We start from the raw sequence: 24,736 nt of genomic DNA, 5'->3' as shown, positions 1-24,736 counted from the left end.
CGGGAGGCGCGCAGCCGGACCTCCGGCGGGCCCTCGGTGGCCTGTTCGGCGAAGGGTGCGACGGCCTGCCAGTCCAGGACCCGCTCCGGGGTCGGCCGGGCCTGCCGGCGGCGCGGGCCGAGCCGGCGCAGCAGAGTCGGCAGGGAGACGTCCACGCCGACCAGCACGATCTGGCCGACCAGGGGCGCGAGATACAGGTCGGCGGCCCGGGTGACCTGGACGCCGTCCACGTCGACGAGCTGGTGGTCGAGGATGTCCTTGGCCAGCAGCACCTCGCCGGGGCGGCGGGAGAAGTCGCGCAGGTCGACGCGGGCGGTGCGCAGCTGTACGTGACCTGCCTGCACCTTGCCGATCGCGTCCGCGGCCACGAAGGTCTGCCGGCGGCCGATGCGCAGGATCAGCCCGGTGACCGGGGGGTACGGCTCCGTGCCGTACAGCCGGGCGACCACGTCGACGACGCGGCCGACCTCCTCGCCCGACTGGTTGGAGACCGGGCCGCCGATCAGGCCGGCCAGCGAGACGAGGGAGGTGCGGACGGCTTTGGTGGCGGTGGCACGGCGTTCGAGGTGGACCCGGCGGTTGCGGAACCGAGCCTTGGTGGACATGAGCAGAGTGTGGGCAGCCAAGGTGAACACCTCCTTGCCCCGTCACGACGGGGCAGCGGGCGGCCCTCGGCGGTGCTCTTCCTCCCCGTACCGGCCGGTGACAGGTACGCCAGGACACACGCAGGCACGCCTGGAGCAAGCCGGTGCGCAGGCCGGACCACCGGGTACGAGCCGGATGGGTCAGGGAAGAACGAGCTACCGCGGGCCGCGGAAGGACGGCGCGGACAACACGAAGAGGGGCCGACTATGGCCCGGACTACTGTCCATGTCGCCTCCTCCCGGTCACGGCCGCGCATGAGGTGTCGCGGTCCTGCGGCAAGGGGCAGCCGGGCACGCTCGGTGCCGGCACACCCCAACTCGTCAGAGCTTTGGCACTCCACGGCGTGATCCCCGTGCGGGGAAGCCACTTGGGGTCACCCCTTAGGCCGGGGAGACCTGTCCTGAACCTGGGCGTCTCTCGACGTCGTCGGGTCAGTGGCCTGTGTCCGTGAAGACGCCTCACCGAACGAGGTGTCTGTTCAAACCGCATAAAGACTACGCCCGCACCCGCCCGCCTCCCTAATCCATGACCGGTCCTTGACCGAGGGCTGTCGAAGACAGGCCGTCACCGGCGTTGTCCGCCACGGTCACCCGTCACCGGAGTGTCCTGGCGAGAACCTGGCCGCCACCCACCCATGTACGACGGCCACGGGCAGGCGCCCGTCCGCGGCGATGATGTCCTCGGGTATGCCCGTGATCCAGGCGGAGAGCGCGGCTCTGCGCAGGTCGGCGGTGCGGGTGGCGAGCCCGGCACGAAACGCGTCCGCGGAGCCCGCGGTCAGTTTCGGGGCGTCCTCGGCCAGCTGCCGGGCGGCATGGCGCACAGCGCGGCGCGCGTACCGGATGTCGAGGTCGCTCATGCCGCCGTAGCCTCCCTTTCCCCGACGAGGCACGTGTCGTCCAAGTGTCACTGTAGATCGCGCTCGGGCGGCCCTGACCGGCGAAGGAAGCACGCATACTCGCTGAAGCACACATCCTCGCTGGGGCATCGGCGCTTCGTGAGAATGCGGTCAGTGTGCCGTCAAGGCTCCGTAAATCGGGTGAGCGGCACCCTCGGCGCGGGCGTAGCCTTGTGGAGGTTTGAAGAGGCACCTCGTTCGGTGAGGCGTCTTCACGGACACAGGCCACTGACCCCACGACGTCGAGAGACGCCCAGGTTCAGGACACCTCTCCCCGGCCTAAGGGGTGAGGCCAAGTGGCTTCCCGCCCGGTTCAACGGCTGGGATTACGCCGTGGAGTGCCAAAGCTCTGACGAGTTGGGGTGTGCCGCCCGCTTGGGTCGGCCGCTCCTTGCCGAGTCGATGACGACGCCGTTCACGGGCGTCTCCGGCCGGAAGGAGGCGAGAGACATGGAATGCAGTAGTCCGGGCCGAAGTAGGCCCTGCACCCGCTTGTCCTCGCATTCTTCCGGCACGCGGTAACCACCACCTCCCCTGCGCGGCACCACGGTCGCGCCATGTCCACGGGCACGGCTGTGCCCGGTGGTGATGCTGTCCTGCGCGCATTCGGCGTGCAGGGGGTGATGGCTGCCGCGTGCCCCCGACCTCCCCCGGACCGGGGGACCAGGGAGGCACCACCATGACCGACACCATCGTGACCACGGTCGCCGCACCCCGCGCGGCGGTACTCGACGACGCGCACATCGGCGACATCCACGGCGCGCTGGGCACCATCCGCCTGGACGACCACGGCGAGCGCCGGGGTCTGTCGGCGAAGCTGAAGACGCTGCTGGCGATCGTCGGCCCCGGCCTGATCGTGATGGTCGGCGACAACGACGCCGGCGCCTTCGCCACCTACGGCCAAGCCGGCCAGAACTACGGCACCCACCTGCTGTGGACCCTGCTCCTGCTGGTGCCCGTGCTGTACATCAACCAGGAGATGGTGCTCCGCCTCGGCGCCGTCACCGGTGTCGGCCACGCCCGGCTGATCCTGGAGCGGTTCGGGAAGTTCTGGGGCGCGTTCAGCGTCATCGACCTGTTCCTGCTCAACGCGCTCACCCTGGTGACCGAGTTCATCGGGATCACGCTGTCCGCCGGCTACCTGGGCCTGCCCAAGGCGGCGGCGGTGCTGCTGGCCGCCGTGATCATCATCGCGTCGGCGTTCACCGGATCCTTCCGCCGCTTCGAGCGGGTGGCGATGACGCTGTGCGCGGCCTCGCTGCTGCTGGTGCCTATCTACTTCATGGTCCACCCGCACGCCTCGCGGATGGCCGCCGACTTCGTCACCCCGAACCTGCCGGGCGGCTCCGGGCAGCTGTCCACGGTGATGCTGCTGATCATCGGCATCGTCGGCACCACGGTCGCCCCCTGGCAGCTGTTCTTCCAGCAGTCGTACGTGATCGACAAGCGGATCACCCCGCGGTTCATGCGCTACGAAAAGGTCGACCTGTGGATCGGCATCGTGATCGTGGTCATCGGTGCTGCCGCGATGATGGGCTTCACAGCCGCCGCGTTCTCGGGGACGCACGGCTTCGGCCAGTTCACCGACACCGCCGGGGTCGCGCACGGCCTTGAAGCCAAGGCGGGCAAGCTGGCCGGGGTGCTGTTCGCGATCGCGCTGCTGGACGCCTCGATCATCGGCGCGTTCGCGGTGTCGCTGTCGACCGCGTACGCGATCGGTGACGTACTGGGCATGAAGCACTCCCTGCACCGGGGGGTGGGCGGCGCGAAGGGTTTCTATGCCGTCTACGCCGGGCTCGTTGCCGCCGCGGCCACCATCGTGCTGATCCCGGGCTCGCCGCTGGGCCTGCTGACCGAGGGCGTGCAGACTCTGGCCGGCGTGCTGCTGCCGTCCGCGAGCGTGTTCCTTCTGCTGCTGTGCAACGACAAGCAGGTTCTGGGGCCGTGGGTGAACGGCCCGAGGACCAACGCCTTCACCGCGGCGGTGGTGGGGGTGCTGGTCATGCTGTCGGTGATCCTGACCGCGTCGGTCCTGTTCCCGGACATCAGCGCGGACGCGATCGTCGACATCATGGCCGCCTGCGGGGGCGCCGGGGTGCTCGCCGCCGGGTACGCCTTCACTCGGCGGCGTACGGCCACCAAGGAGGACCCGATCGACCGCACCGGCCGGGACGCCTGGCGGATGCCGCCGCTGGGGAGCCTCACCCCGGCCGTGATGTCCAGCGGCAAGAAGATCGGCATGGGCGCGCTGCGCACCTACCTGCTGGTCTCCATGATCCTCGTGGTCATCAAGATCGTGCAGGTCGCGGTCAGCCAGTAAGTCACCAACCACCGCACCTTGAAGGAGGTGTGCCATGCATGCCCTGACCACAATGGACTTCCTGATCCGGCTCGCCACCGGTGCGGCCTGCGGCGCGCTCATCGGCGTCGAGCGGCAGTGGCGGGCACGCATGGCGGGCCTGCGTACCAACGCCCTGGTCGCCACCGGCGCCACGCTGTTCGTGCTGTACAGCGTGGCGGTGGGCGACACCGGCAGCCCGACGCGGGTGGCCTCCTACGTCGTGTCCGGGATCGGCTTCCTGGGCGGCGGGGTGATCCTGCGCGACGGCGCCGGCGTGCGCGGACTGAACACGGCTGCCACCCTGTGGTGCTCGGCGGCGGTCGGCGTCCTGGCCGCCTCCGGACGGCTCGCCCTGGCCGCACTCGGCACCCTGACCGTGCTCGGCATCCACGTGCTGCTGCGCCCGGCCGGACGCCTGCTGGACCGGGCCCCGGCCGCCGGCAGCGACCCGGACGCCCAGGTACGGGCCAGCGTGCACCTGCGCTGCGAGCGCGGGTCCGAGACCCATACCCGGGCCCTGCTCGCCCAGGCCCTGACCGCCTCCGGGCTGACCGCGACCGGTCTGCGGGCCCGCCGCGAGGGCGAGGACACCACCAGCGTCCGCGCCGCCGTCACCGTCAGCGGCGACGTGGCTGCCGCGCTGGAGCAGGTCATCTCCCGTCTCTCACTGGAGCCCGGGGTGCACGACCTGCACTGGCACCTGGACGACGAGGACGACGACGAACGGGCGCCCCGGTCAGGGCAGCGGGTGCTCGCCTGACACCCCGAGCAAAGGGCCTGACAGCCCCAGGACAGCAGTCCGCTCCGCACGACACGATGAAGAGGAAGACAGGGAGGTGTGCGTCATGCGGACGGTACCCCACCCCCGCACCGGGGAGGGCGCGGCGTTCCTCGGCGTGCTCACGCTCGTCGTACTGGAGACGGTCGCGGTCAACACCGCCCCCACGCGCGACAAGCCGGTGGTCGGCGGTGCGCTGATGGGTGCCGCGACCGCGGCGTTCATCCTGGTCGCGGCCATGTGGCACCACCACCGGCAGGCCGAGCAACGCCCTCACAGGGTCGTGCCGCAGGACCTGGGGGACGGGTTGTTCACCGCCCGGTCCCTGGAGTGCTTCCCGATGGAGACCGTCCGGCCCTTCCTGCTCGGCCCGGACGCCCCGAGCCTGAACAGCCTGTACACGGCGTGGCTCCTCGCCACCCACGGTCATGACTCGGCGTGGATCGCACACCACCTCGACCTGCCCCCCGAGGTGATCCATCTGCTGACTGACGCCGCCCGCCAGCGGCACTGACCACCGCCGTTCCCTCCTGACCGTTCACCGCCTCCTGGCACACCGTCCGGACCCGGCGAAGGAGAGTCCCGCATGTCGATGGTCGGCAACCTGCGCAAAGTCGCCCGCCTGACGCGGCGGAGCCGCGGCCGCGTGGACCTCAGCCACCCGGCCCGCTCCCCGCTCGGCTCGGCGATGGTCAACTGCGTCGTCTACCGCGACGGCGCCCGGCAGCCCGGCACCGACACCGTCGAGGAGGCCGTCCAGCAGGTACGCAAGCACGGCCACGACTTCGTGTGGCTTGGCCTGCACGAGCCGACCGAGACGGAGTTCGCCGAGGTCGCCGAGCTCTTCTGCCTGCACCCGCTCGCCGTGGAGGACGCTGTACAGGCCCATCAGCGGCCCAAGTTGGAGAGTTACGGCGATGTCCTGTTCGCGGTGTTCAAGACCGTCACCTACGTCGAGCACGAGCAGCTGACCGCCACCAGCGAGGTCGTCGAGACCGGCGAGATCATGGTCTTCACCGGCCCCGACTTCGTCGTCACCGTCCGCCACGGAAGCCACGGCTCCCTGGGACCGTTGCGCGAGGACCTGGGCCAACCCCGAACAGCTGGCGAAGGGCCCGTCGGCCGTCCTGCACGCCATAGCCGACCATGTGGTCGACGACTACCTCACCGTCACCGACGCCATCCAGGACGACATCGACGAGGTCGAGACCGAGGTCTTCTCTCCGCACGGCTCCCAGACCGCGGACGTCGGCCGTATCTACCAGCTCAAGCGCGAACTCCTGGAGATGAAGCGGGCGGTGGTCCCCCTGGCCCGCCCGCTGGAGATCCTGTCCACCAAGCCGCTGCGCTCCGTCGACCCGGAGATACGAGCGTACTTCCGGGACGTCGCCGACCACCTCGCCCGCGTTACCGAGCAGATCACCGGCTTCGCCTCCCTGCTCGACTCCATCCTGCCTGGGCCGCGATCATCGCCGTACCCACGATGGTGTGCGTCGTGTACGGCATGAACTTCGACCACATGCCGGAACTGCGCTGGACCTTCGGCTACCCCCTTGTCCTCGGCGTCATCGCGACCGCCTGTTTCCTGCTCCACCGCAGCTTCAAGCGCAACGGCTGGCTATGAGCGGGCAGACGCGTTCGCGGTAGCGGTCGGCGTATGGCATCCCGGTATGGGTGAGGGCCCGTGGGTACTCGACTGGAGTGACTGGAGTGACTGGAGGTGCGGCCTCATTCCTGTCTCTGCTGGGCCGGATGCTGGGACTGACAGCGTCGACCGACCTGGCACGCGAAGTCGTTGAGACCATGACCCGGGCCGGAGCCGGCGGCGTCGAGGCGCTGGGTAGGTCGGCCGTCCACACCGCCGGGACCGTGGGGCCGGCGGCGGTCAAGACGGTCGGCGGACTGACAGCCGGGATGACCAGGGCTGGTCTGCGAGCTGCCGGAGGGACCGCGCGCGTCGCGGTGTCGGTCGCGCGGCAAGGGACCTCGACGGCCGCGGGGATATCCGGGCGGGCAGTGCGCGCGGGGTGTACTTTGGTCGATCTTCATCCGCGGCGCCACACGCGACGCCTGTGGACCGGGCACGGACGTGCGCACATCGAGGTGCGGGGGCTCGAACGCGGTGGCCACAGGCGGGAGCGACTGGCCGGCGCCGTGACCACATCACTGCGCGGGCTGGACGGCGTGGGGTGGGCCGAGGTCAACGCTGTCACCGGCCAGGTCCTGCTGGCGTTCGACGAACGCAGGGTCGCCCTCGACCGGCTCATGGACACGGTGAAGGCGGTGGAAGAGGCACAGGGCGTGCAGGATGAGGACTTCGCCTGGGCACAGCCGGTCACTCCGGGCGATGACGCGCCCGTAGCTGCCGTGGTGACCGAGTTGCTGGTCGACTGCGCGGCGGTGGCCGCCGGGGTCGTCCAGCGGGTCCTTCGTCTGCCGCCGCTGCCGCGCGCGGTGCCCGCAGCGGTTGCCACGCTGGAACTGGAGCAGGAGCTGCGCCGCCGCCTGATGCGGCGCATCGGGCTGGTGCAGACCGACGTGCTGCTGTCGCTGGCCGGCGCCACCGTCAACGGACTGTGCGCCGGCATCGGCATGCCCGCAGTCGACGCGGTCAACCGGCTGCTGCTCGGCGAGATCCGCGCCCGGCACCAGGTGTGGGGGCGGCGCGAGAAGGACCTGTGCTCGGGCCCGGACTGCGTACCGCACACCCGGCCGACGCGACATCTGCGCGCCAGGGCCCGGCCATCCGGCCCGGTGGAGCAGTGGGAGGAACGGTTGGCCCCGTTCGCCCCGCTCACCGCCGCCGCGGTCCTCGCGCTGAGGGGCAGTCCTGGACGTGCGGCGGACGCGCTGCTCGCCACCGTACCCAGGGCCGCCCGCTACGGCCGGGAGGCTTTCGCCGCCACGACCGGACGCCAGCTGGCCCGCCGCGACGTCGTACCGCTCGACCCGTCGGTGCTGCGTCTCCTCGACACGGTCTCCGCCGTGGTGATCGACTCAGCGGTGCTGGACAGTCGGCAGGCGCCGCAGGGTGGGCGCCCGGATTCGCTCGCGGTGCCGCTGCTGGCCGCGGCACGCTCCACCGGGGCGCACGTGCTGCTCACCGACGCCGAGCACATCCACGACCTGCTGGCCCCGACCGACCAGTTCCTCGCCCCGGGCGAACGCCTCGCCGACCGCGTGTGTGCGCTGCGAGACCAGGGCGAGGGCGTCCTGGTGGTCTCCGGGGCGGATGCGGAAGCGCTGGCCGCCGCCGACATCGCGGTCGCCATCCCCGACGCACCGGGCGCCGAGGCATCCTGGTCGGCGGACCTGGTCTGTCCGGACGGCCTGGAGGACGCCTGGCGCATCCTGCGCGCGGTACCCGCGGCCCGCGCCGTCTCCGCACGCAGCGTCCAGCTGGCGCTGGCGGGATCCGCTGCCGGAACGCTGCTCGCCCTCGTCGGTCCGAAGCGCGGCGTCTTCCATGCCCTGACCCCCGTGCACGCCGCGAGCTTGCTCGCCCTGCTGTGGGCCGCTACGACCGCACACCGCACCACTCGGTCCGAGCCGTCAGTAGAGCCGTAGATCGGGATCTCACTGCGGTGGTGAGTCTGCGCTGTGCTGGTGGCCAGGCTGCACCACGCCGGGCATCTCACGCCGGAGCCTGCCGTGTTGACCGTTCCTGGGTCAGATTCAGCGGACCCCTGCTGCCGCCTCGGTGGTGGCCGGGGTGTCGCGCGGGCCGAGGCGCAGGTGCTCGACGTGGTGGAGGGCCTGTTCCAGCAGGTCGGCGACATGGTTGTCGTAGAGGGCGTAGATGACCGAGCGGCCCCGGCGTTCGGTCGTGACCAGGCCGAGGTTGCGCAGCAGGCGCAGTTGGTGGGAGCAGGCGGACTGTTCCATGCCGACGGCGTCGGCGAGTTCCGTCGCCGCGCAGAGGCCTTCCTGGAGGCGGGCCAGGATCCGCAGGCGGAACGGTGTGGCGAGCGCCTGGAGCGTGGCGGCGACGTCGGCGGCGCCCACGGTCTCCAGGCGCTCGCGCGCGGCGGCGGTGGTCTTTGCGCCAGCTCCGTGGCCGCCGCTGGCCCGTAAGGCCCGCCCCCGCGGGCCGTAGAACGGGGCCTGGCCACCGACAACGAGGCACGAAGTGGTCACCCGGTGACCAGGGTCCAGTGCATGTCGTGGAGCGTCTGTCCAATGGGTACGTAGTAGACGCCGGCCAGGCACCAGGGTTTCCTGCGATGACCGTCGAGGACGGTGTCGGGGTTGTACGCAGGCGGGCAGGTGATGGTCCGGTCGAGGGCGGTGATGATTCCGCGTGCTTCATCGGCTGTGTGGTTGCGGACGCTGGCGAAGACCGGGCCGCCACTGTCGCCGTTGACGGCTGCGACACCGCCAGGCGTGGCCGAGGTGGCGTAGGCGAGATCGACATCGGGACGGTAGATGCCGTTGGGCCCGGTGACGCCGATGTCGGTCTGGGCTATGCGCACACCGCAGTGCACGCCGCCGTTGGCGCCGTCGGTGCACACGTAGTCGCCGACGTTGTTGTGCCCCCAGCCTATGACGGGTTTGGCGTAGCCGTCGGTGCGGCTTGCGGGGCCGTCGTAGAGCCGGCCGCTCACGCGCTGTGAGGGCAGCTTGATGCCGACCACGTCGTCCTGCGGGGAGCGCTGGGTGGCGTCGGTGGTGCCGATGGGGTCGCCGCCCCACCAGGTGGTCCACCGGCCTTCGGGGCCCGGGCCGCAATGGTAGGCCGACGTCAGCATGTACTGGCCCTGGGCGTTCTTCACGCCGTAAGAGCCGGAGCAGATGCCGCCGAGGGGGTTTTTCAACGCCGAAGCTCCGGTCCAGGGGGAGCTGTCATGCTGCCGGGAGGACAGATCCACGCTCTGCAATCGGTGGATCGCGGCGACGTGCACTCCCGCCAGTCGGCCGGCCGCCGTGGCGACCTGCTGCAACGTCTTGCTGTGTCCACTCGCCAGGAGCCTGCTCGCCGTACGGGTGGCGTTGTCGTAGCCGACCTCCAGGCCGCTGCCGTCCACTGCCGGTGCGATGCTGGTGATGCGGACAGGGGCCGTCGTCCCCTCGACTCGCAGCTTCATTGAGGCCAGGCTGTTCAGCAACTTCATGCGGGCCGCGTGGAGTTCGGCCTTGGAATAGCGGGCGGAGTCGACCTCGGCGGTCACCCCGTGGGGGAGATGGGCGAGGATCTGCCTGACCCGCTGGGGTGGGGTGCCTTTCCAGTGCAGGCGCAGGTGGTTGTGGTCGGGGTCGACCTCGACCTCGGCGAAGCCGGGTATGTGCGCGCGGTCGGACTCGGAGAGCCCTTCGGTGATCCGGCCGGCGACGGCGTCGAGGACCTGCTGGCGTTCGTCGATCCGCCTGGCGGCGCGCGAGGCTGGCTGCGTGGCCGGCGCGGAAGAGGCGCCCGCGAGAGGCGGGATGACGAACGGTACCGCGGCGGCCAGAGCTGCGGCTGGCAGGGCGAACGCCAGCCATCTGGGCCGTGCAGCATGCTTCATGTGTCGCTGTCCTTCTGCTGAGCCGATGTGACGCGAACATGTTCGTACGGGACGGGTCCGCCGGACAAAACGATGATCCGATTTTTGCAGAAGCTTGCGAAGCGGTGGTCGCGGGGCCGCGGTGACAGCGCGTTCCGTGCCGCCCCAGGACCAAAGTCCATGCGATCGACCGAAGTCCGTACGATCGATGGAGAGCCCGGCGTTGTGGCGATGATGCGGCCGGACGATCCGTGGCTTTCGCGTCGGTCGCGAACCGCGTGCGGTCCCGGAAGCGATGGCTGCCGCGATCCGGTGCCGCACCCGCCTGCCCGGGCTCCCGCCGTCACCGGGCGTGGGCGTTGATGCGGAGCAGGAGGGCCACCATGAGCCGGTCGGCGACCATGGAGGAGCCGCCCTTCACGAGGAGCCGCCAGCAACGACACAGTCGGCTGGCCGGAGAGCAGGCGGGGACGGTGGGCCGGCCGGCGTGCGTGGTTCCTGCCGGACGACGGGGCACGTCCGAGGATCGAGCAACTGCACGACATCGCCCGGCGGGCCATTGTCTCTCTCCTGCAGGGCCTTGAGCGGATCAACGAAGACCGCATTGGTGGTGGTGCCATCCGAGTGACTCCGTCAGCCACGGTGCACCCCTGGCGATACACCGCCTCTGCGGACGTGTCCTGCCGTCAGGTAGTCAGTTCATGCAGCACTTGACGGCACGCATGCACGGGTGGGCCGCACGCGGTTCTGCGTGCGGCCCACCCGTGCCGGGGTCACAGGTTGCCGGGGTCAGCGGACCGGCAGGACCTGGGTGTGGTCCATCTGGACGGCCTGCAGGTCGTGGGGGTTCAGGCCCAGGAGGGACAGGATCGTCGGGGCGATCTGGGTGGTCTCGACCTGAGCAGTCTTGGTCACGCCTTCGGGGGTTCCTGCGCCGGAGATGACGAGCGGGACGTTCAGGTCGTCGGCGTGGGCGCCGCCGTGCTCGGCGATCTTCTTGGTGCCGCCCGTGTAGACCACGCCGTACTCGGCGATGCCGAACAGGTCCGGGACCCGGGCGTCACCGGGCTTGACGCCGAAGTACGTGGCCGCTTCCTTCCCCGCGTAGACCCTGCTCAGCCCGCCCTTCGTGAAGGACTTGGTGGGCTTGCCGTTGATGTCGGTGCCCTTGCCGCTCTGCGAGAGCAGGTACTGCTTGGCGAACGAGGTGGCCTTGGCGGAGCGGTCGTTCAGCCACAGCAGCATGCCGTCGTCGTCCACGGAGTGCGCGACGAGATCGCCGGCGCCCGGGTGCTTCTTCTTCCAGGCGGCGTTGAGCCCGTCGAGCAGCGGACCGTCGTCGACGCGGGTCAGGGCCTTGGGGTCGATGGGAGACTGGCCGTGCTTGGCGGACAGAACGATGTCCGTGCTCGCGGCCAGGCCCTTGGTCTGGATCTCCTTGACCATCGCGCCGACCTCGGTGTTGACGTAGTCGAGGTTCTTCTGCAGCAGCGGGCCGGGGACGCCCTTGGAGGCGTAGCCGCCCTTGAGGCCCTCGGAGGAGGGCAGCTTCTGCGCGGTGGAGACCGACTGGAAGTTCATGCCGAAGACCGCCGGGATGCCGACCTTGTGGGTGCCGGAGTGGTCGTAGCCGTCGATCTCGTTGAGGACGGCCTTGACCTTGTACCCGTCGTACTGCTCGGTCGCCTTGTTGTCGGTGGTCCAGTCGTTCCCGGCCGCGTAGCCGCCTGCGTCGCTGTTGATCTCCGGGGAGAACTGGTCCTGGATGCCCGTGCCCGAAGGGCCGTTGAGGATGTCGTAGGCGATGTGTTTGTCCGACCAGGCGGTGCGCAGGCCGGCCTTGCGGGCCACGTTGAAGACGGTGTTCACCTGCAGGTACGAGTGCGGGTAGACCGGCTTGCAGGACGTGGGGTCGACGGGCAGCTTGCTCGGGTCGAGCAGGCTCTGCGGCCGGCCCGTCATCTGCAGGACGCTGCCGGGCAGGTTCTTCAGCCCCTGGCCGGCATCGAGGGAGGCCTTGTTCTTGTCCATGTCCTCGGTCATGTCCACCTCTGCGCCGGGTTTGACGCCCTTGCAGTTGGTGGTGCCGGCCGGGAGCAGAGCGTGGTTGTACACGTCGTCGTAGTAGATGCCGGTGGTACCCGGGCCGCCGCCGGTGACCTGGGCGGTCATGCCGGGAAAGGAGTCCGAGGGGTTGGTGGTGTGCGCATTGGTGTAGTGCACGCCGCCGTTCACCAGCCTGGCCAGCGCGGAGCCGGGGTGTCGGGCGATGTACCAGGCCAGATCCGACTGGTGCAGACCGTCAACGGACAGCAGGAGGACGTGCTTGGCGGCTGCGGGCTTCCGCGGGGCGGCAGAGGAGCCGGTGAGCTCCGACGCCGCGGCGAGCGAGCCTCCGGCGAGGCTCACGGCGACACCGAGGGCGGCGGCCAGTCGTATGGATCGGCGGGTCACAACCAACTCCAGTTGCTACTGATGGCGCGGGCAACGATGCGGACATGAGTAGCCGCCAGTTCTGTCACGGCAACGGCCGGAATCTGAACATGTGACAAACCCGCCGTGTTTGCCCCTCCACGTAAGACCGGGGCCCGTGACGCCGGAGCGATGGAAGTGAAGCAGGCACTGGCCTCGACCAGCCTGCACGAGACGTCTGCCGAAGACGTTGAGAAGAGGTTGAGAAAACGTTGAACAGGGCGGGCGGCAACCCCGTCATGCACAGGCGCAACAGTGCCGTCGGCAGGCTCAGGCGGCGAAGAAGGGGCGCATGCCGGGGTGCTCGGGGCCCCCACACGCCGTCGGCCAGGAGGGCCCCGTCTGACCGCTACGGACGTGGTGACGGCGGCGGTCGCCTTCCTGGCCGGGACCCGCTGCTGTCCGATTCTCGGGCCTCCTTCCTCGAACCGGAGGTCCCGGGGATGAGGCACAGTGGAACCTTGGTTGGGGCTGAGTCGCTGAGGCGCGGGTGCACCGTCAGGCGTGAGCGGGATGGCGGGGCCGGGCGTTCGAGGTGGCCATTGAGGGCGGCGTGCAGTTCGGCGGCCGGTTCGCGGGCCTTGGCTTCGCTGACTACGTCGTGCAGCACGAGGTGGACGGGGCCGGCGGAGGAGCCGGCGCGGATCAGGTGGAGGACGGCCTCTCGTACGGCGTCGTACACCGGGCATCGACGTCGGACTGCGGGGCGCTGAGCACGTCGGCTTCGACCGTCCACCGCGGGCCTTGGCGTTCGACGGCGATGAACACGACTCGCGGCTTCTCGGCTGCCCTGCACACGCTGGTGACGGCGTCCAGACCGGTAGCGTCCGGGATCAGGTCGGCGGGGCAGGGAATCGAACCCCCTTCGGGCAGCAGGTTCACGGCCGCCTGTCAACGCGGTAGTTGCAGAGCCTGTGCCCTGGCTCATGTCAGTCATGCTCAGTGATGCACGGACGGCCTGCTCGCTTCCGCGTCGACCGAGTGGGCGACCCAAGGGCCTTGGAGAGGAGGTCGGGGGGCGCCGACGGCGACCTTGCTCGGTTTCGGCGCGACGCACCAGTCCCGTGGAGCCAGCAGGACGCTGAGGGTCACCGCGAGAATCAGCCAGAGTCGGAGGTCGCCCAGGACGTGCGCGTCGTTGGTCAGCCTTGGGGCGAGGTAGAGCGCGCTGAAGGAGACCAGCGACCAAACGGGCACGGGCCGACGCAGCCCCAGGGCCTCCCAGACCAAGGTGCCGAGCAGGAGTCCCGCCGAGTAGTAGTCGTAGACGCCGGGATCCAGCAGGAGTCGCGCGCCGATGCCGAGCAGCGGCACCGCCACCCAGCGCCCTCGGAGGATCGCGGCCGCCCCGAGCACGCAGCCGAGTACGAGTTGCGCCGGCCGGTCCCACGACGGCGTCCCCGCCGCCGACACCCCGAGCGCGCGGAGCGCCGAGGACGGTTCGTTGACGATGTGATACTGGGTCGCGCCCAGCGTCGCGGGGTCGGCGACGACGAAGGGCAGCCAGGCCAGCAGCACGGCGGCGACGGCGTAGAACGCGACATGCCGTCGTCGGGTGCGGGCCACGGCGAGAGCCAGTGGCAGGAAGACCAGTGCCCACGGCTTGGCGTCCACGGCCAGGCCCAGGCTCAGTCCCGCCAGTGCCGGGACGTCAGCGAGGACCGCCCGGATCGCCAGTGCCGCGAAGAGCAGCGCCAGCACGTCGTCGAGATGGCTGTAGTGCACCGCAAGGGATGCCCAGACGATCAGGAACACCGCGCCGGCGGCCGCAACGGTCGTCCGCAGGGCCTGCGGGCGCGACCGCAGATCCGGCTGCCGGGCCAGTGCCGTCTGCTCGATCAGCCGCAGCACCAGAAGGCCGACGCTCATCATCGTCAGCTGGGCGGCGACGACCCCGCCGAGGTTCCCCAGAACCCAGGCGCAGAGGAAGGCCAGTGGTCCTATCTGTAGGTTCGGGTAGTTCGCATAGAGGTGCAGGCCCCCCGCCGGCCAGGCTCCGGAGCCGGAGAACAGCAAGGTGCTGCCGTTCGCGAAGTAGTGCCACGAGTAGCCGCCGCCGTGCAGGTCCGCCAGGAACCAGATCGCCGCCCAGGGGCCGAGGAACCACCAGTGCCAGACGGCCCCGCCCCGCGCGGGGCGGCTGCTCTGATCAGCCATCCTCATGCCTCTCTGGTGGTCGCCCCCCTGCCTGGAATGACTCCCCTGACCGCTCCCGGGTTCCTGCACAACCATGAGATTTGGGTATGGAGTGCCTGCCTACCCCGAAGCCGTGGGCGTCGGCCTGCTGCAAGGCGTCACCGAGCTGTTCCCCGTCTCCGGCATGGCGACAGCATCCTGATCCCGGCGCTGCTGGGCGGGCACTGTAAACACCACCTGGACGTCTCCGCCGACGGGTCCCGCTACCTCAACGAGCTGGTCGGCCTCCACCTGGCCACCGTGCTCGCGCTCGTCGTCTACTTCTGGCGGGACTGGGTTCGGGTGATCCGGGGCCTCGCGACGTCGGTCACCCAGCGCCGGATCGAGACCGTGGACCAGCGGCTCGCCTGGCTGATCGTCAGCGCGTGCATTCCGGGTCGCGGTCGCCGGCGTCGCGCTCGACAAGGTGTTCCGCACGACGCTTGGGAAGCCCGTCCCGACCGCGATCTTCCTGGCGCTCAACGGCATCGTGCTCTTCGTCACCGAGCGGCTGCGGCGCGGCGGCACCGGCCGCAGGCGGGCCGGGCCATGACCGCCCCCCGGGGAGGAGCATCTGTGGGCGGAGGAGCAGTCGGACCTGCGGATAACCCGGACGATCCGGCAGGCCGTGACGATCGGCGCGGCCCAGATCCTCGCCCTCTTGCCTGGCATCAGCCGGTCCGGCTCCACGATCAGCGCAGGGATCTTCAAGGACCTGGGCCACGAGGACTCCGCCCGCTCCGCCTTCCTGCTCGCCACGCCGGTGATCGGCGGCGCCGCACTGCTCAAGCTGCCCCCGCTGCTCGGATCCCAGGGCGCCGGCCTGCGCGGTCCGTTGCTGGCGGGCAGCGTCGCCGGCTTCGTGGCGGCCTACCTCGCCACCCGCTACCTCGTCCGCTACTTCGAGAACCGCACTCTCATCCCGTTCGCCATCTACTGCTCGGGGGCGGGCCTGGGCAGCCTCGCGTACTTCACGTTGGCGTAAGGGGTGTTGTCCGCTCAAGCTGAGCCGGGCATCGGCTGGTTCACGCCAGGGTGAGGGGCGTCCGCCTCAGCCGGTGTGGCAGCGGCTGCCACGCGGGGCGAGGGGGCACGCTTTCCTCCTCGGGCCAGGGGCCGGTGCGTTTCCGTCCACCGTCGAGGGGCGGCCCGTTCGCCTTCGGGTGATGGGGGCGGCGCACAGCCGTGTCCCTCGGGTGACGGGCCGGTCGTCCGCCGTATCCCGCAGGGGACAGGCCGGGCCTCCGCGGTGTCCCTGATCGCTCGGTGCAGCCCAGTCCGCCTGACCACTCGTCGTGGCTCAGGTGGCGTCGGGATCGTAGGCATGCGCGGGGGGCGGCTCCGGCGAGGCCGCTCCTCTCGACCCACCCCCGGCCCGCCCGGTCGGCTGGGTTCGCGCGGCCCGCTCGGTCGATTCGCCCGGCTCGCCGTTCACCGCGTCGGCCAGTTCCGCCAGCTCCGCCCTCGGATCCAGGGCGGAGCGGATCTCCTCGATCCCGAGGCCGTCGCCCTCGCCGCCGAGGAGGTGTTTGCGCACCAACGTCTTCGGGTGCAGGTCCTCCAGCTCGAGGTCCTTGAACTCCGGTCCCAGTTCCGAGCGGACGTCTTCCTTGGCGGCCTCGGAGAACTCGCGGACCTTGCGGAGGAACCCGGTCACTTTCTGTATGACCTCGGGCAGCTTGTCGGGGCCGAAGAGCAGGATGATCATGATTCCCAGGACGAGCAGGTCCGGGGGGCTCACGTCGAACAACATCGGTCCCTCCGCTCTGTCGCCGAAGAGGATGCCGGACTCACGGCCGTACGAACTGGGTCTCGGCGGCGCTGACGTCCGCTGCCGGTATTGGTGGCGGGCGGCGGGCGGTGTCGCTGACCTTGATCAGGATGGCGACCAGCAGCCAGTTGGCCACCATGGACGAGCCGCCCTGGGCGAGGAAGGGCAACGCCTTGCCGGTGAGCGGAATGAGCCCGGTGACACCACCCACGACGACGAAGACCTGGAGGACGAGCGCCGAGGCCAGGCCGCCGGCGAGCAGCTTGCCGAACGGGTCGGTGACGGTGAGGGCGGTACGCAGGCCGCGCTCGGCGAGCAGGGCGTAGAGCAGAATGACGACCGTGACCCCGGTCAGGCCGAGTTCCTCGCCGACCGTGGTCAGGATGAAGTCGCTGCGCCCGGCGAAACCGATGAGCTCGGGATGGCCTTCGCCGAGGCCGGTGCCGAGGATGCCGCCGGAGCCGAAGCTGAACAGGGCCTGGGCGGCTTGGTCCGAGACCAGGCCCGGTGGGCGCTTGTCGGGTGGCAGGAAGATGTCCATTGGGTGCAGCCAGGCGACGACACGGCCGTGGACGTGCGGTTCGAAGGAACCGACGACGAAGGCGCCGACGGCGAACATGGCGACGCCGAACACGACCCAGCTGGTGCGCTCGGTGGCGACGTACAGCATGATGACGAAGAGGCCGAAGAAGATCAGCGAGGTGCCGAGGTCCCGCTCGAAGATCAGGACGAGCAGGCTGAGGATCCATACGGCCGCGACGGGGCCGAGCTGCCGCCCGCGCGGGAGATACATGCCGAGGAAACGCCGTCCGGCGAGCGCGAGGGCGTCCCTGCGGAGTGTCAGGTATCCCGCGAAGAAGACCACGATGACGATCTTCACGAACTCGCCGGGCTGGAAGGACAGCGGGCCGATGAAGATCCATCGCTTGGCGCCGTAGACGTCGCCGGGATAGAAGGCCGGCGCCATCAGCAGGACCAGCCCTGCGGTGATGGTGACGTACGGATAGCGCTGAAGCCTGCGGTGGTCCGTGAGCAGTGCCACCGCCGCGGCCAACACGGCCACCGCGATGCCGCACCACATCAGCTGGCCCGATGCCGCGGCCGTCGAGTGGTGGTAATGCGACGCGTAGGCGATGTCCAGGCGGTGGATCAGGACGAGACCCAGACCGCTGAGCAGGGTGGCCAGGGGCAGGATCAGCGGATCGGCGTGCGGCGCGAACCGGCGTACGGTGACATGGCATACCACGGGCATCACGGCCGCCGTCAGGCATGTCAGCGCCATACTCGGCGGCAGCTTGCCGCTGACGGCGAGGGCCGTCTCCGCATAGCCGTAGCAGCATACGAGGATGGCGCCGACCAGGAGGACCAGCTCCAGGTTCCGGTCGCTCAGGCGTCCCGGCCGGCCCGGCCGCACGGCCAGTTTCGCCGGTCCACGCCGACCAGTCATGTTTTCCCCCTCGATCGGGTCCACCCCCTCGACTCCCGCTCCGGGACTCGGCCAACAGGGTTATATGGTTGCGCAACAACGCAACTGAACTGTAGCCGAGGCCAGGTAAGAGGAGGGTCGGCGTGGCGGCACGCAGGAGGGGGCGCCGTAAGGCGTGGGCGGTACTGATCGGGGTGAGCGTGGTTCTGGCGCTCGTGAGCTATCTCGCCGTCCGGTTCATCCGCTCGGCGACTCCCGACGAGTGCACGGCGCATGGTCCGGACGGTACGACGGTCACGCTCGATCTGGACCAGGCGTCCCATGCCGCGACCATCGCGGCCGTGGCCCACGTGCACCGCCTGCCGGAACGCGCCGTCACCATCGCCCTGGCGACCGCGATCCAGGAGTCCAAACTCCACAACTTGACGTACGGGGACCGCGACTCCCTCGGCCTGTTCCAGCAGCGCCCCTCCCAGGGCTGGGGCAGTCCCGCCCAGATCCGCGACCCCGTCTACGCGTCGGGCAAGTTCTTCGACGCGCTGGTCAAGGTGCCCGACTATCTCGGCCTTCCGGTCACCGTCGCCGCGCAGCGAGTCCAGCACAGCGGCTACCCGGAGGCCTACGCATCACATGAGGCCATGGCGGCGACGCTGGCCGACGTGCTGACGGGGCGGGAGGGGCCGGCGCTGAACTGCACGGTGAGTGGGGCCGATCCGGCTCCCTCCGACACAGCAAGCAGCGCGGTGGGCGCCGTGAGCGAGGCCGGTGACGGCAGCGGTGTCGCGGCAGCTGTCCGGCGGGAGTTCGGCGACGCGCCGGTCGCCCTGCCCGCGACCGGCGGCGACAGCGTCAGCTTCCCGATTGCGACCGAGCAGGCTTCCACAGGCTGGTCCCTCGCCTTGTGGCTGCTCTGCCACGCCACCGCGCTGCACGCCACATCCGTGACATTCGACGGCCGGCGCTGGAGCAGTGCCGCCTCGGACCGAGGCTGGACGCACACCACACCCGATTCCCGGCAGACCGGGATGCTGGCGGTGGAGCTGGGTTAGCTGTACTGCCCAGGCAAGTTGGTCGAGTTTGTGCTCTGACACCGTCTGAATCGGGTGACGGGTGAAGGCCTCCGGTTGTGGAGTGGAGCTGCCGAGGAACCGCTCCGCCAATCAGGAGGCCGGGGCGGCCCGGTAGCCGGCGCCCTGGGCACGCACCAGTACCCCGGACTTCCTCGTTCCCAGATGCAGCAGGCCCTTGAGCGGCTGAGTCCGAGCACCCGGGCGATGGCGGCCTTCGGTTGATGCCCCTATGGATGTCACCTCACGGCTCCAGCGGAGACCGCGCGTTCAGCAGCTGTCCTTGTGGGGATGATCAGCCGATAGATTTCGCGCGCGACGTACCGCTTGAGGCACCTGATGATCTCCCGGCGGGCCTTGCCTTCGGTCAGCCGTCGTCGCAGGTAGTCCTGGGAGCGGTCGTCCCAGCGCAGGCGGCTGAGGACGATCCGGTAGAGGGCGGCGTTGGCCTGGGGGTCACCTTCGCGGTTGAGGCGGCGTCGCTGGGTCTTGCCGGAGGATGCCTCGACGGGGCTGGTGCCGCACAAGGCCGCGAAGGACGCTTCGTTAGTGAGGCGCTCGGGGTTGTCGCCAGCTGAGACCAGGAGGGCGGCGGCGCTGTCCGGGCCGACGTCTGGCACATCGAGCAGGCCGGGGACGCTCGCTTCGACGTCCTGGGCTATGCGCTTGTTCAGGTCGTCGATCTCCTCGGTCAGGTGCTGGATGCGGCGGGCCAGCAGTTTCAGGACGTGCCGGGCGGTGCCTGCCGGCCCCGCGGCCTCCGAGTCGCCCAGCTCGGCGCACCGCTTGAACAGGCGTGGGTTGCTCAGCCCGGCCAGCGACTCGCGCAGAATTGCATCGGCCGAGACCAGGACGCTCGTGAGCTGATTGAAGGCTTGGGTCCGGGACTTGATCGCAGAACCCTTCGCCGGCTTGAGCAGCCGTAACGTCTCCGCTGGCCCGTCGCTCGCCTTCGCGGTCGTGGTCGCGTGGTCGGGCAGCACTGCGCGGGCCGCCGCCTCGGCGTCGATGGCGTCGGTCTTGCCGCGAGGCCGGCGTACGGCCTTATCGGGCTGATTGACCTCGGTCACCTCGATGCCCTCGGCGCGCAAATGGCAGGCCAGCGCGGCGCCGTAGGATCCGGTGCACTCCACCCCAGCTCGTCGCACGGTGCCGAACGAGCCGGCCCAGGCGACGAGTTGGCGATACCCCTCGGTGGTTGCCGGGAAGGTGCGGCCGCCCAAGGTGACGCCGAGGACGGTAACTACAGCCGCCGCATGGACATCCTTGCGGGTGTCGACGCCGAGCAGGACCTCCTCCGCGGCGTAGGCCGGGAGGTGACACGGGGCAGCGGGCTGGCTGATGCTGGGCAAGGTCCTCTGTCTCCTGATCGCCTCGGAACCAGTGGCCGTCGCCGGGCCGGGGAGGTCAAGACTGTGACGGTGCCTGTCGCGAAGGCCCCTATCGGGACACATCCCCTACCCGGCGGCAGCTGGCGCCCCGGGCAATGACCGGCAGATCAACACTCAGGGCACGAGGCCAGTCGTGGCGCGAGTCAGGCCACCGCTCGGAGCGGCACCTGATCATCCTCACAGTCGTAGCGGACCTTTGCGGGGGACACCGCCCACCATCCGCAGGGTGTGCGCGTGCCCTTCGAAGAAGGCTTCCTGACCGCAGGAAGCGAAAACGCGGTGGACCGCCTTGCCCGAGTACGACAGCCGGAAGGAGAACAGGTAGCAGGTCACCAGCTCGCCGGCGAGCCGCACGCTGACGTCACCGAAGTCGAACTCGGCCTCCATGCCGGGTTGGTGGGTCTGCGGAACGAACGCTTCGATCGGAGCCTTGCTCGACTCCACCAGGATCTTCGGCTTCCGGTCCGCGACGTGGCGCCGGACCATCTGGTAGGAGACATCGGCGCAGTGCTCCTCGACGAGACGGTGGAAGATCCGCGTGACCGTGTGCCGCTGCTTGCGCGGCGCATCCAGGTCCGCCCGCAGGGCCCCGTCGATCACCGCCTTGTACGGATCCAGCGCCGGCGGTCGCGGCGGCAGCTTCACGAGATCTCCGCCCGGGTCGGCGACCTGCTCGACGAGGACCCGGCGGTGACCCTCGCAACGGTCCAGGAGTGCCTGGGCCTGTTCTACGCCGCGGCCGCGCGGGCCCTGCCCCGGCGGCGCGGGGAGCGGATCGCCGACCTGGTGCAGGCCGAACCGGACCCGACCCCCGAGGAGGCCGCCACCCGTCTCGGCTACCCGACCGCGGTGCAACCACCGCCCTTGCCAGCGCCGCCACAGAACTGCGCGCCCGTCAGGTCCAGCCGTACCTGCAGCGCGTCGCCGACGTCCTGGTCGGCGCAGGCCTGGCCGAGGCGCTGGACGTCCGGGTGCAGCGCCCGGAGGGCGACGTGCTCGCCGCGGCCGTGACGCTGAGCGGATCCGGCGCGCCCGCCCTCGTATGGACGAGCGCTACGGCTGGCATACCGCCGTCAGCAGGCGTCACCCGATCGGCAAGGAGACCGGCACCCCGCCGGAGCGCGAAGGCATCCGCGTTGACCTCGGTGTGGAACACCTCGAATACTCAGCGAGCACCAGCAGCCCGAACCCTCCGAGCTGCTGGCCGCGCTCACCGACCACCGGCACGGCACCAGGCACCCCAAGACCGTCCACCCGGCCGGAGGCACGCTGCAGGGCTGAACCCGCCGACCGTTCCGGGCCCGGCCCTCCACCCGCGACCTGCGCCGCGAGCTGTTCCACGCGCTCGGCTTGCAGTGGCGTCCGCAGGGGTTTCACCCGGGCGACGGAGCGGGCAGGATGAGGCGTCCATGACATACCCATACGGTGCTGACCCGAAGGGAACCGTCTCGTGCTCCGTAAGCCAAGCGCGCTGCTCGCCGCCTCCGCCCTGCTCCTCCTCGGCACTGCGACGCAGGCCGCAGCCGACAATCCGCCCTCTGCCGCGCCGTCGGCCGCCTGCACCTACACGCCGGCCGTTCCCGCAGACAACTTCAAGGGGATACCGCTCTTCGACCCGGTGAAGGCCGCCAAGCCGTACAGCGCGACGCTGCGCACCGGCCAGGGCGCGATCACCTTCCGGGCACTGACCGACAAGGCTCCCTGCACCACGTACTCCTTCAAGTTCCTCGCCCGGCGCGACTACTTCGACCGCTCACACTGCCACCGGCTCACCACCGCGCGCATCTACGTGCTCCAGTGCGGCGACCCGACCGGCACCGGGAGCGGCGGACCGGGCTACTCCTTCCCCGACGAGAACTTGACCGGGGCGACCTATCCCGCCGGGACGGTGGCGATGGCCAACGCTGGGCCCAACACCAACGGAAGCCAGTTCTTCTTCGTCTGGAAGGACACCAAACTCTCGCCCGCCTACACGCCGTTCGGCAAAGTCACCGCGGGCCTTGACGTGCTCCAGAGGATCGCGGCGGGCGGCGAGGACGACCAGAACGGGCCGGGAGACGGCTTTCCGAGGCTGCCGGTGAACATCAAGCGCGTACAGATCAAGAGCAGGTAGTACGGTCCTGCAACGGCCCAAGGACGACTCCCCGAAGAAGGCGTTCAAGGCCGGTGTCCTGGGACGCCGGGTGACGGTGACCGGTGTCGACTTCGTCTTCCGGCCGCAGCCGACGATCTACCTGTTGTGGGCGCTGGGAGATGAAGAGACCCGGCGGGTGATCGAGGCCGCGCACGAGCGCGCGATCGAGCGGGTGCTGGAGTGGATCGAGGACGAAGCGGCGGTGATCCGGTACGGCAAGGACGGCATCTACCGGGTGCGGCCGCCCGGCGGTCTGGTCGCCGCCCGCTTCCGCCACTGCGAGGCACGCTCCGGGCGACCCTTGCTCCATGACCATCTGCTTGTGTCCGTGAAGGGGCAGCGCCTGGACGGGAAGTGGGGCTCGATCCACACCACGGCCCTGCACGAGAACACCGTCGCCGCCTCCGCGCTCTACAACGAGATCGTGGCCGCTGAGGTCTGCGAGGCGCTGGGGCTGGCGACCGAGCCGCGCACCGTCACCCCGGGGCGCCGGCCGGAGCCTTCAGCCGGTATCTCGCGTTCCGGACCGCTCAGAACCCCTGACCTTGCTCGCCCTTCGGACTGGGGCGCCTGCTCGCGGCCAACGCGCCTTGTGAGAGCGACTGATCGTGATAAGGAGTGCGGATGCTTGGTCGACTCCCGCTCGTTGAGCAACTCGATGGCTTGCGGTCCGTTCTCTCCCAGAACGAGGTCCTGGCGGACGTAATGACCAGGGCGGCGACGTTGGAGCTGCCCGGCTGGTATGTGACGGCGGGCTGCCTGTTCCAGACGGTGTGGAACGTGGTCAACGGCAGGCCCCCGACCAGCGGCATCAAGGACTACGACATCTTCTACTTCGACGGCACCGACCTGTCCTGGAAGGCGGAGGACGCCGTGATCAAGGCAGGGCAGGAGGTGTTCGCCGGGCTACCGGCCGGGGTGGAGATCCGCAACGAGGCCCGCGTGCATCTTTGGTATGAGCGGAAGTTCGGGGTGCCCTGTCCGCCGCACGAGTCCACAGAGTCCGCGATCGACTGCTTCGCGGCGACGACGTGCTGTCTGGGCGTCCGGCTGGAACCCGATGGAGAATGGCGCGTCTATGCGCCTCACGGGCTCTCCGACGTGTTCAACCTTGTCGTTCGACCCAACCCGGTCCTTGCCCCGCGGGAGGTCTATGAGACCAAGGCGGACCGTTGGAAGAACGAGTGGCCGGAGCTCACAGTCCTTCCATGGCCAATCTGATGGCCTTCACGGAACTGCGGACAGAGCCCAGGAAAGGGACAGATATGCTCTCCGACATTCCCCACATCGCTGGCTCAGGTGGTGGCGACGCCAGGAGGTTGCCCCGGGGGACTCGGCATCGCTGGGGAAGCTCATGAGGGGGACAGCGTGGCGGACCAGCGGTCGGCCAATGATCTCAGCGCGCTCCTTGACGACCTCGCGGTCGGCCTTGCAGATCCGGATTGCGATCTCGATGCCCTCCACGGCATGGAAGAGCAGCTCGTAGCCGCGCAGCAGACAGCGCTGATTCCTCGCTTGGAGGCGCATCTGGAGGCTGCGTTGCAAGCGGGAAACTGGTACGGCCGCTGCGTGCTGGCCCGCATACTCGCCAAGACGGCCGGCCGCGTTGCTCCGGCCACCCTGTTGCGTGCCCACTCCCGCGACCTGGGTGACGACCAGGACGACCTCACGACAACGCTCTCCGTATTCGCACGAGAGGACCCCGTTGCTGCACGCTCCATCCTTGTGTCATGGGCTGAGGCGCCCGACAACGACCCGCGAAGGGCAGCCATTTGGCTGCTCGGGTACGTACCCGAGCCCGCCGATCTTCCGCTGCTGATGCAGGCAGCCCAGGACCCCGAGGAGCGGACCCGGTCCACGGTCGTAGGCACGCTCGGCAGTCACGGTAAGAACCCGGTGGCCGTGGACGTGCTGGTTGGCCTGCTGGCTGATCCGTCCACTCAAGTACGTGTCTCCGCACTCAGTTCCCTCGGATTCCTCCGTCAACCTGGGGCCTTGCCAAAGATCTTTCGCCTTGCGGACGACAGCAACACCCGCATCCGCGCCTGGGTCGCCATAGCCCTAGGGCCTGTGTGATGTTGTGATCAGGTAGTTGCCTTCAGGAGGTCGTTGATCCAGATCATCGAGGCACGGAGGTGGAGGCCGGCGAGGTAGC

General features: G+C 69.7%; 22 protein-coding genes, 4 pseudogenes and 2 riboswitches. Of the genes and pseudogenes, 15 read left to right on the top strand and 11 right to left on the bottom strand.

What is annotated here, in order from left to right:
• Positions 1-605: pseudogene (locus ABT288_RS42710) on the bottom strand (magnesium transporter MgtE N-terminal domain-containing protein); the annotation flags it as partial.
• Positions 606-949: 344 nt separating this feature from the next.
• Positions 950-1,122: riboswitch (M-box (ykoK) riboswitch) on the bottom strand.
• 109 nt (positions 1,123-1,231) lie between these two features.
• Entirely contained in the window at positions 1,232-1,504 is a 273-nt protein-coding gene (locus ABT288_RS42705; protein WP_351620251.1) for a hypothetical protein, read from the bottom strand.
• A gap of 225 nt (positions 1,505-1,729) precedes the next feature.
• A riboswitch (M-box (ykoK) riboswitch) is annotated at positions 1,730-1,912 on the top strand.
• A gap of 310 nt (positions 1,913-2,222) precedes the next feature.
• Between ABT288_RS42705 and ABT288_RS42700 the strand changes: the two genes are divergently transcribed.
• The 5 genes and pseudogenes from ABT288_RS42700 (at position 2,223) to ABT288_RS42680 (ending at position 8,229) form a co-directional block, all read left to right on the top strand.
• Positions 2,223-3,863 carry an NRAMP family divalent metal transporter gene (locus ABT288_RS42700; protein WP_351620248.1) on the top strand — a complete coding sequence of 547 codons (1,641 nt, stop codon included), beginning with the start codon at positions 2,223-2,225 and terminating at the stop codon, positions 3,861-3,863.
• A gap of 34 nt (positions 3,864-3,897) precedes the next feature.
• Complete coding sequence (locus ABT288_RS42695) at positions 3,898-4,644, top strand: MgtC/SapB family protein (protein WP_351620245.1); 747 nt, start codon at positions 3,898-3,900, stop codon at positions 4,642-4,644.
• A gap of 85 nt (positions 4,645-4,729) precedes the next feature.
• The gene (locus tag ABT288_RS42690) at positions 4,730-5,176 is read left to right on the top strand and encodes a hypothetical protein (protein WP_351620242.1); all 447 of its coding nucleotides are present in this window, start codon (positions 4,730-4,732) and stop codon (positions 5,174-5,176) included.
• 72 nt (positions 5,177-5,248) lie between these two features.
• A pseudogene (locus ABT288_RS42685) lies at positions 5,249-6,286 on the top strand (magnesium and cobalt transport protein CorA).
• Positions 6,287-6,816: 530 nt separating this feature from the next.
• Positions 6,817-8,229 (top strand): hypothetical protein, encoded by a 1,413-nt coding sequence (locus tag ABT288_RS42680; RefSeq protein ID WP_351620239.1) that lies wholly within the window; start codon positions 6,817-6,819, stop codon positions 8,227-8,229.
• A 108-nt stretch (positions 8,230-8,337) separates the two neighbouring features.
• On the opposite strand, the gene ABT288_RS42675 is transcribed toward ABT288_RS42680, so the two are convergent.
• Positions 8,338-8,676: an ArsR/SmtB family transcription factor gene (locus tag ABT288_RS42675; protein ID WP_351620259.1), complete on the bottom strand. Its 339-nt coding sequence runs from the start codon at positions 8,674-8,676 to the stop codon at positions 8,338-8,340.
• Positions 8,677-8,795: 119 nt separating this feature from the next.
• Entirely contained in the window at positions 8,796-10,166 is a 1,371-nt protein-coding gene (locus tag ABT288_RS42670; protein ID WP_351620237.1) for a trypsin-like serine protease, read from the bottom strand.
• A gap of 384 nt (positions 10,167-10,550) precedes the next feature.
• Here ABT288_RS42670 and ABT288_RS42665 point away from each other — a divergent pair.
• Positions 10,551-10,748: pseudogene (locus tag ABT288_RS42665) on the top strand (DUF2397 family protein); the annotation flags it as partial.
• 186 nt (positions 10,749-10,934) lie between these two features.
• On the opposite strand, the gene ABT288_RS42660 reads toward ABT288_RS42665, so the two are convergent.
• The 3 genes from ABT288_RS42660 to ABT288_RS42650 all read right to left on the bottom strand — a co-directional run bounded on the left by ABT288_RS42660 (position 10,935) and on the right by ABT288_RS42650 (position 14,774).
• Positions 10,935-12,599: an alkaline phosphatase family protein gene (locus ABT288_RS42660; protein WP_351620234.1), complete on the bottom strand. Its 1,665-nt coding sequence runs from the start codon at positions 12,597-12,599 to the stop codon at positions 10,935-10,937.
• A 663-nt stretch (positions 12,600-13,262) separates the two neighbouring features.
• Positions 13,263-13,499 carry a hypothetical protein gene (locus tag ABT288_RS42655; protein ID WP_351620231.1) on the bottom strand — a complete coding sequence of 79 codons (237 nt, stop codon included), beginning with the start codon at positions 13,497-13,499 and terminating at the stop codon, positions 13,263-13,265.
• A gap of 57 nt (positions 13,500-13,556) precedes the next feature.
• A complete protein-coding gene (locus ABT288_RS42650) occupies positions 13,557-14,774 on the bottom strand; it encodes a hypothetical protein (protein WP_351620229.1) in 1,218 nt (405 codons plus the stop codon).
• Positions 14,775-14,810: 36 nt separating this feature from the next.
• Between ABT288_RS42650 and ABT288_RS42645 the strand changes: the two are divergent.
• From ABT288_RS42645 to ABT288_RS42635, 3 genes and pseudogenes are all read left to right on the top strand, one after another.
• Positions 14,811-15,128 (top strand): annotated as a pseudogene (locus tag ABT288_RS42645) (hypothetical protein); the annotation flags it as partial.
• 91 nt (positions 15,129-15,219) lie between these two features.
• Positions 15,220-15,345: a hypothetical protein gene (locus ABT288_RS42640; RefSeq protein ID WP_351620226.1), complete on the top strand. Its 126-nt coding sequence runs from the start codon at positions 15,220-15,222 to the stop codon at positions 15,343-15,345.
• Positions 15,346-15,366: 21 nt separating this feature from the next.
• Positions 15,367-15,777, top strand: a complete 411-nt coding sequence (locus ABT288_RS42635; protein WP_351620257.1) for an undecaprenyl-diphosphate phosphatase — start codon at positions 15,367-15,369, stop codon at positions 15,775-15,777.
• 315 nt (positions 15,778-16,092) lie between these two features.
• Here the strand turns inward: ABT288_RS42635 and ABT288_RS42630 are convergent, their stop codons facing one another.
• Together ABT288_RS42630 and ABT288_RS42625 are read right to left on the bottom strand one after the other, a co-directional pair.
• On the bottom strand, positions 16,093-16,545 hold the full coding sequence (locus ABT288_RS42630; RefSeq protein WP_351620223.1) for a sec-independent translocase: 453 nt from the start codon (positions 16,543-16,545) through the stop codon (positions 16,093-16,095).
• Between the two features lie 37 nt (positions 16,546-16,582).
• On the bottom strand, positions 16,583-18,010 hold the full coding sequence (locus tag ABT288_RS42625; protein WP_351620220.1) for an FtsW/RodA/SpoVE family cell cycle protein: 1,428 nt from the start codon (positions 18,008-18,010) through the stop codon (positions 16,583-16,585).
• Positions 18,011-18,132: 122 nt separating this feature from the next.
• Here ABT288_RS42625 and ABT288_RS42620 point away from each other — a divergent pair, with 122 nt between their 5' ends.
• Positions 18,133-19,038, top strand: coding sequence for a hypothetical protein (locus tag ABT288_RS42620; protein WP_351620217.1), 906 nt, complete (start codon positions 18,133-18,135; stop codon positions 19,036-19,038).
• A gap of 257 nt (positions 19,039-19,295) precedes the next feature.
• On the opposite strand, the gene ABT288_RS42615 is transcribed toward ABT288_RS42620, so the two are convergent.
• On the bottom strand, positions 19,296-20,408 hold the full coding sequence (locus ABT288_RS42615) for an IS110 family RNA-guided transposase (protein WP_351620214.1): 1,113 nt from the start codon (positions 20,406-20,408) through the stop codon (positions 19,296-19,298).
• 216 nt (positions 20,409-20,624) lie between these two features.
• Positions 20,625-21,092 (bottom strand): hypothetical protein, encoded by a 468-nt coding sequence (locus tag ABT288_RS42610; RefSeq protein ID WP_351620211.1) that lies wholly within the window; start codon positions 21,090-21,092, stop codon positions 20,625-20,627.
• A 45-nt stretch (positions 21,093-21,137) separates the two neighbouring features.
• Between ABT288_RS42610 and ABT288_RS42605 the strand changes: the two genes are divergently transcribed.
• The 5 genes from ABT288_RS42605 to ABT288_RS42585 all read left to right on the top strand — a co-directional run bounded on the left by ABT288_RS42605 (position 21,138) and on the right by ABT288_RS42585 (position 24,657).
• Complete coding sequence (locus ABT288_RS42605) at positions 21,138-21,458, top strand: hypothetical protein (protein ID WP_351620208.1); 321 nt, start codon at positions 21,138-21,140, stop codon at positions 21,456-21,458.
• 439 nt (positions 21,459-21,897) lie between these two features.
• Positions 21,898-22,560 (top strand): peptidylprolyl isomerase, encoded by a 663-nt coding sequence (locus ABT288_RS42600; protein WP_351620206.1) that lies wholly within the window; start codon positions 21,898-21,900, stop codon positions 22,558-22,560.
• A gap of 7 nt (positions 22,561-22,567) precedes the next feature.
• Positions 22,568-23,287 (top strand): MobF family relaxase, encoded by a 720-nt coding sequence (gene mobF, locus ABT288_RS42595; protein WP_351620254.1) that lies wholly within the window; start codon positions 22,568-22,570, stop codon positions 23,285-23,287.
• The gene (locus ABT288_RS42590) at positions 23,206-23,802 is read left to right on the top strand and encodes a nucleotidyltransferase family protein (RefSeq protein ID WP_351620203.1); all 597 of its coding nucleotides are present in this window, start codon (positions 23,206-23,208) and stop codon (positions 23,800-23,802) included. Before mobF ends, ABT288_RS42590 begins: the two co-directional genes overlap by 82 nt.
• Positions 23,803-23,949: 147 nt before the next feature.
• On the top strand, positions 23,950-24,657 hold the full coding sequence (locus ABT288_RS42585; RefSeq protein WP_351620200.1) for a HEAT repeat domain-containing protein: 708 nt from the start codon (positions 23,950-23,952) through the stop codon (positions 24,655-24,657).
• The last annotated feature ends 79 nt before the right edge of the window (positions 24,658-24,736 follow it).

It is taken from the genome of Streptomyces sp. NPDC001093 (assembly GCF_040298985.1).
Classification (GTDB): domain Bacteria; phylum Actinomycetota; class Actinomycetes; order Streptomycetales; family Streptomycetaceae; genus Streptomyces.
This window is presented reverse-complemented; position numbering and strand designations above follow the sequence as displayed.

Bases quoted from the DNA above. Each gene is read 5' to 3' on its own strand.
- ABT288_RS42650 (WP_351620229.1), bottom strand. From the start codon at position 14,774: ATGGCTGATCAGAGCAGCCGCCCCGCGCGGGGCGGGGCCGTCTGGCAC.
- ABT288_RS42700 (WP_351620248.1), top strand. From the start codon at position 2,223: ATGACCGACACCATCGTGACCACGGTCGCCGCACCCCGCGCGGCGGTA.
- ABT288_RS42670 (WP_351620237.1), bottom strand. From the start codon at position 10,166: ATGAAGCATGCTGCACGGCCCAGATGGCTGGCGTTCGCCCTGCCAGCC.
- ABT288_RS42690 (WP_351620242.1), top strand. From the start codon at position 4,730: ATGCGGACGGTACCCCACCCCCGCACCGGGGAGGGCGCGGCGTTCCTC.
- ABT288_RS42695 (WP_351620245.1), top strand. From the start codon at position 3,898: ATGCATGCCCTGACCACAATGGACTTCCTGATCCGGCTCGCCACCGGT.
- ABT288_RS42630 (WP_351620223.1), bottom strand. From the start codon at position 16,545: ATGTTGTTCGACGTGAGCCCCCCGGACCTGCTCGTCCTGGGAATCATG.
- ABT288_RS42625 (WP_351620220.1), bottom strand. From the start codon at position 18,010: ATGACTGGTCGGCGTGGACCGGCGAAACTGGCCGTGCGGCCGGGCCGG.
- ABT288_RS42705 (WP_351620251.1), bottom strand. From the start codon at position 1,504: ATGAGCGACCTCGACATCCGGTACGCGCGCCGCGCTGTGCGCCATGCC.
- ABT288_RS42590 (WP_351620203.1), top strand. From the start codon at position 23,206: ATGCTTGGTCGACTCCCGCTCGTTGAGCAACTCGATGGCTTGCGGTCC.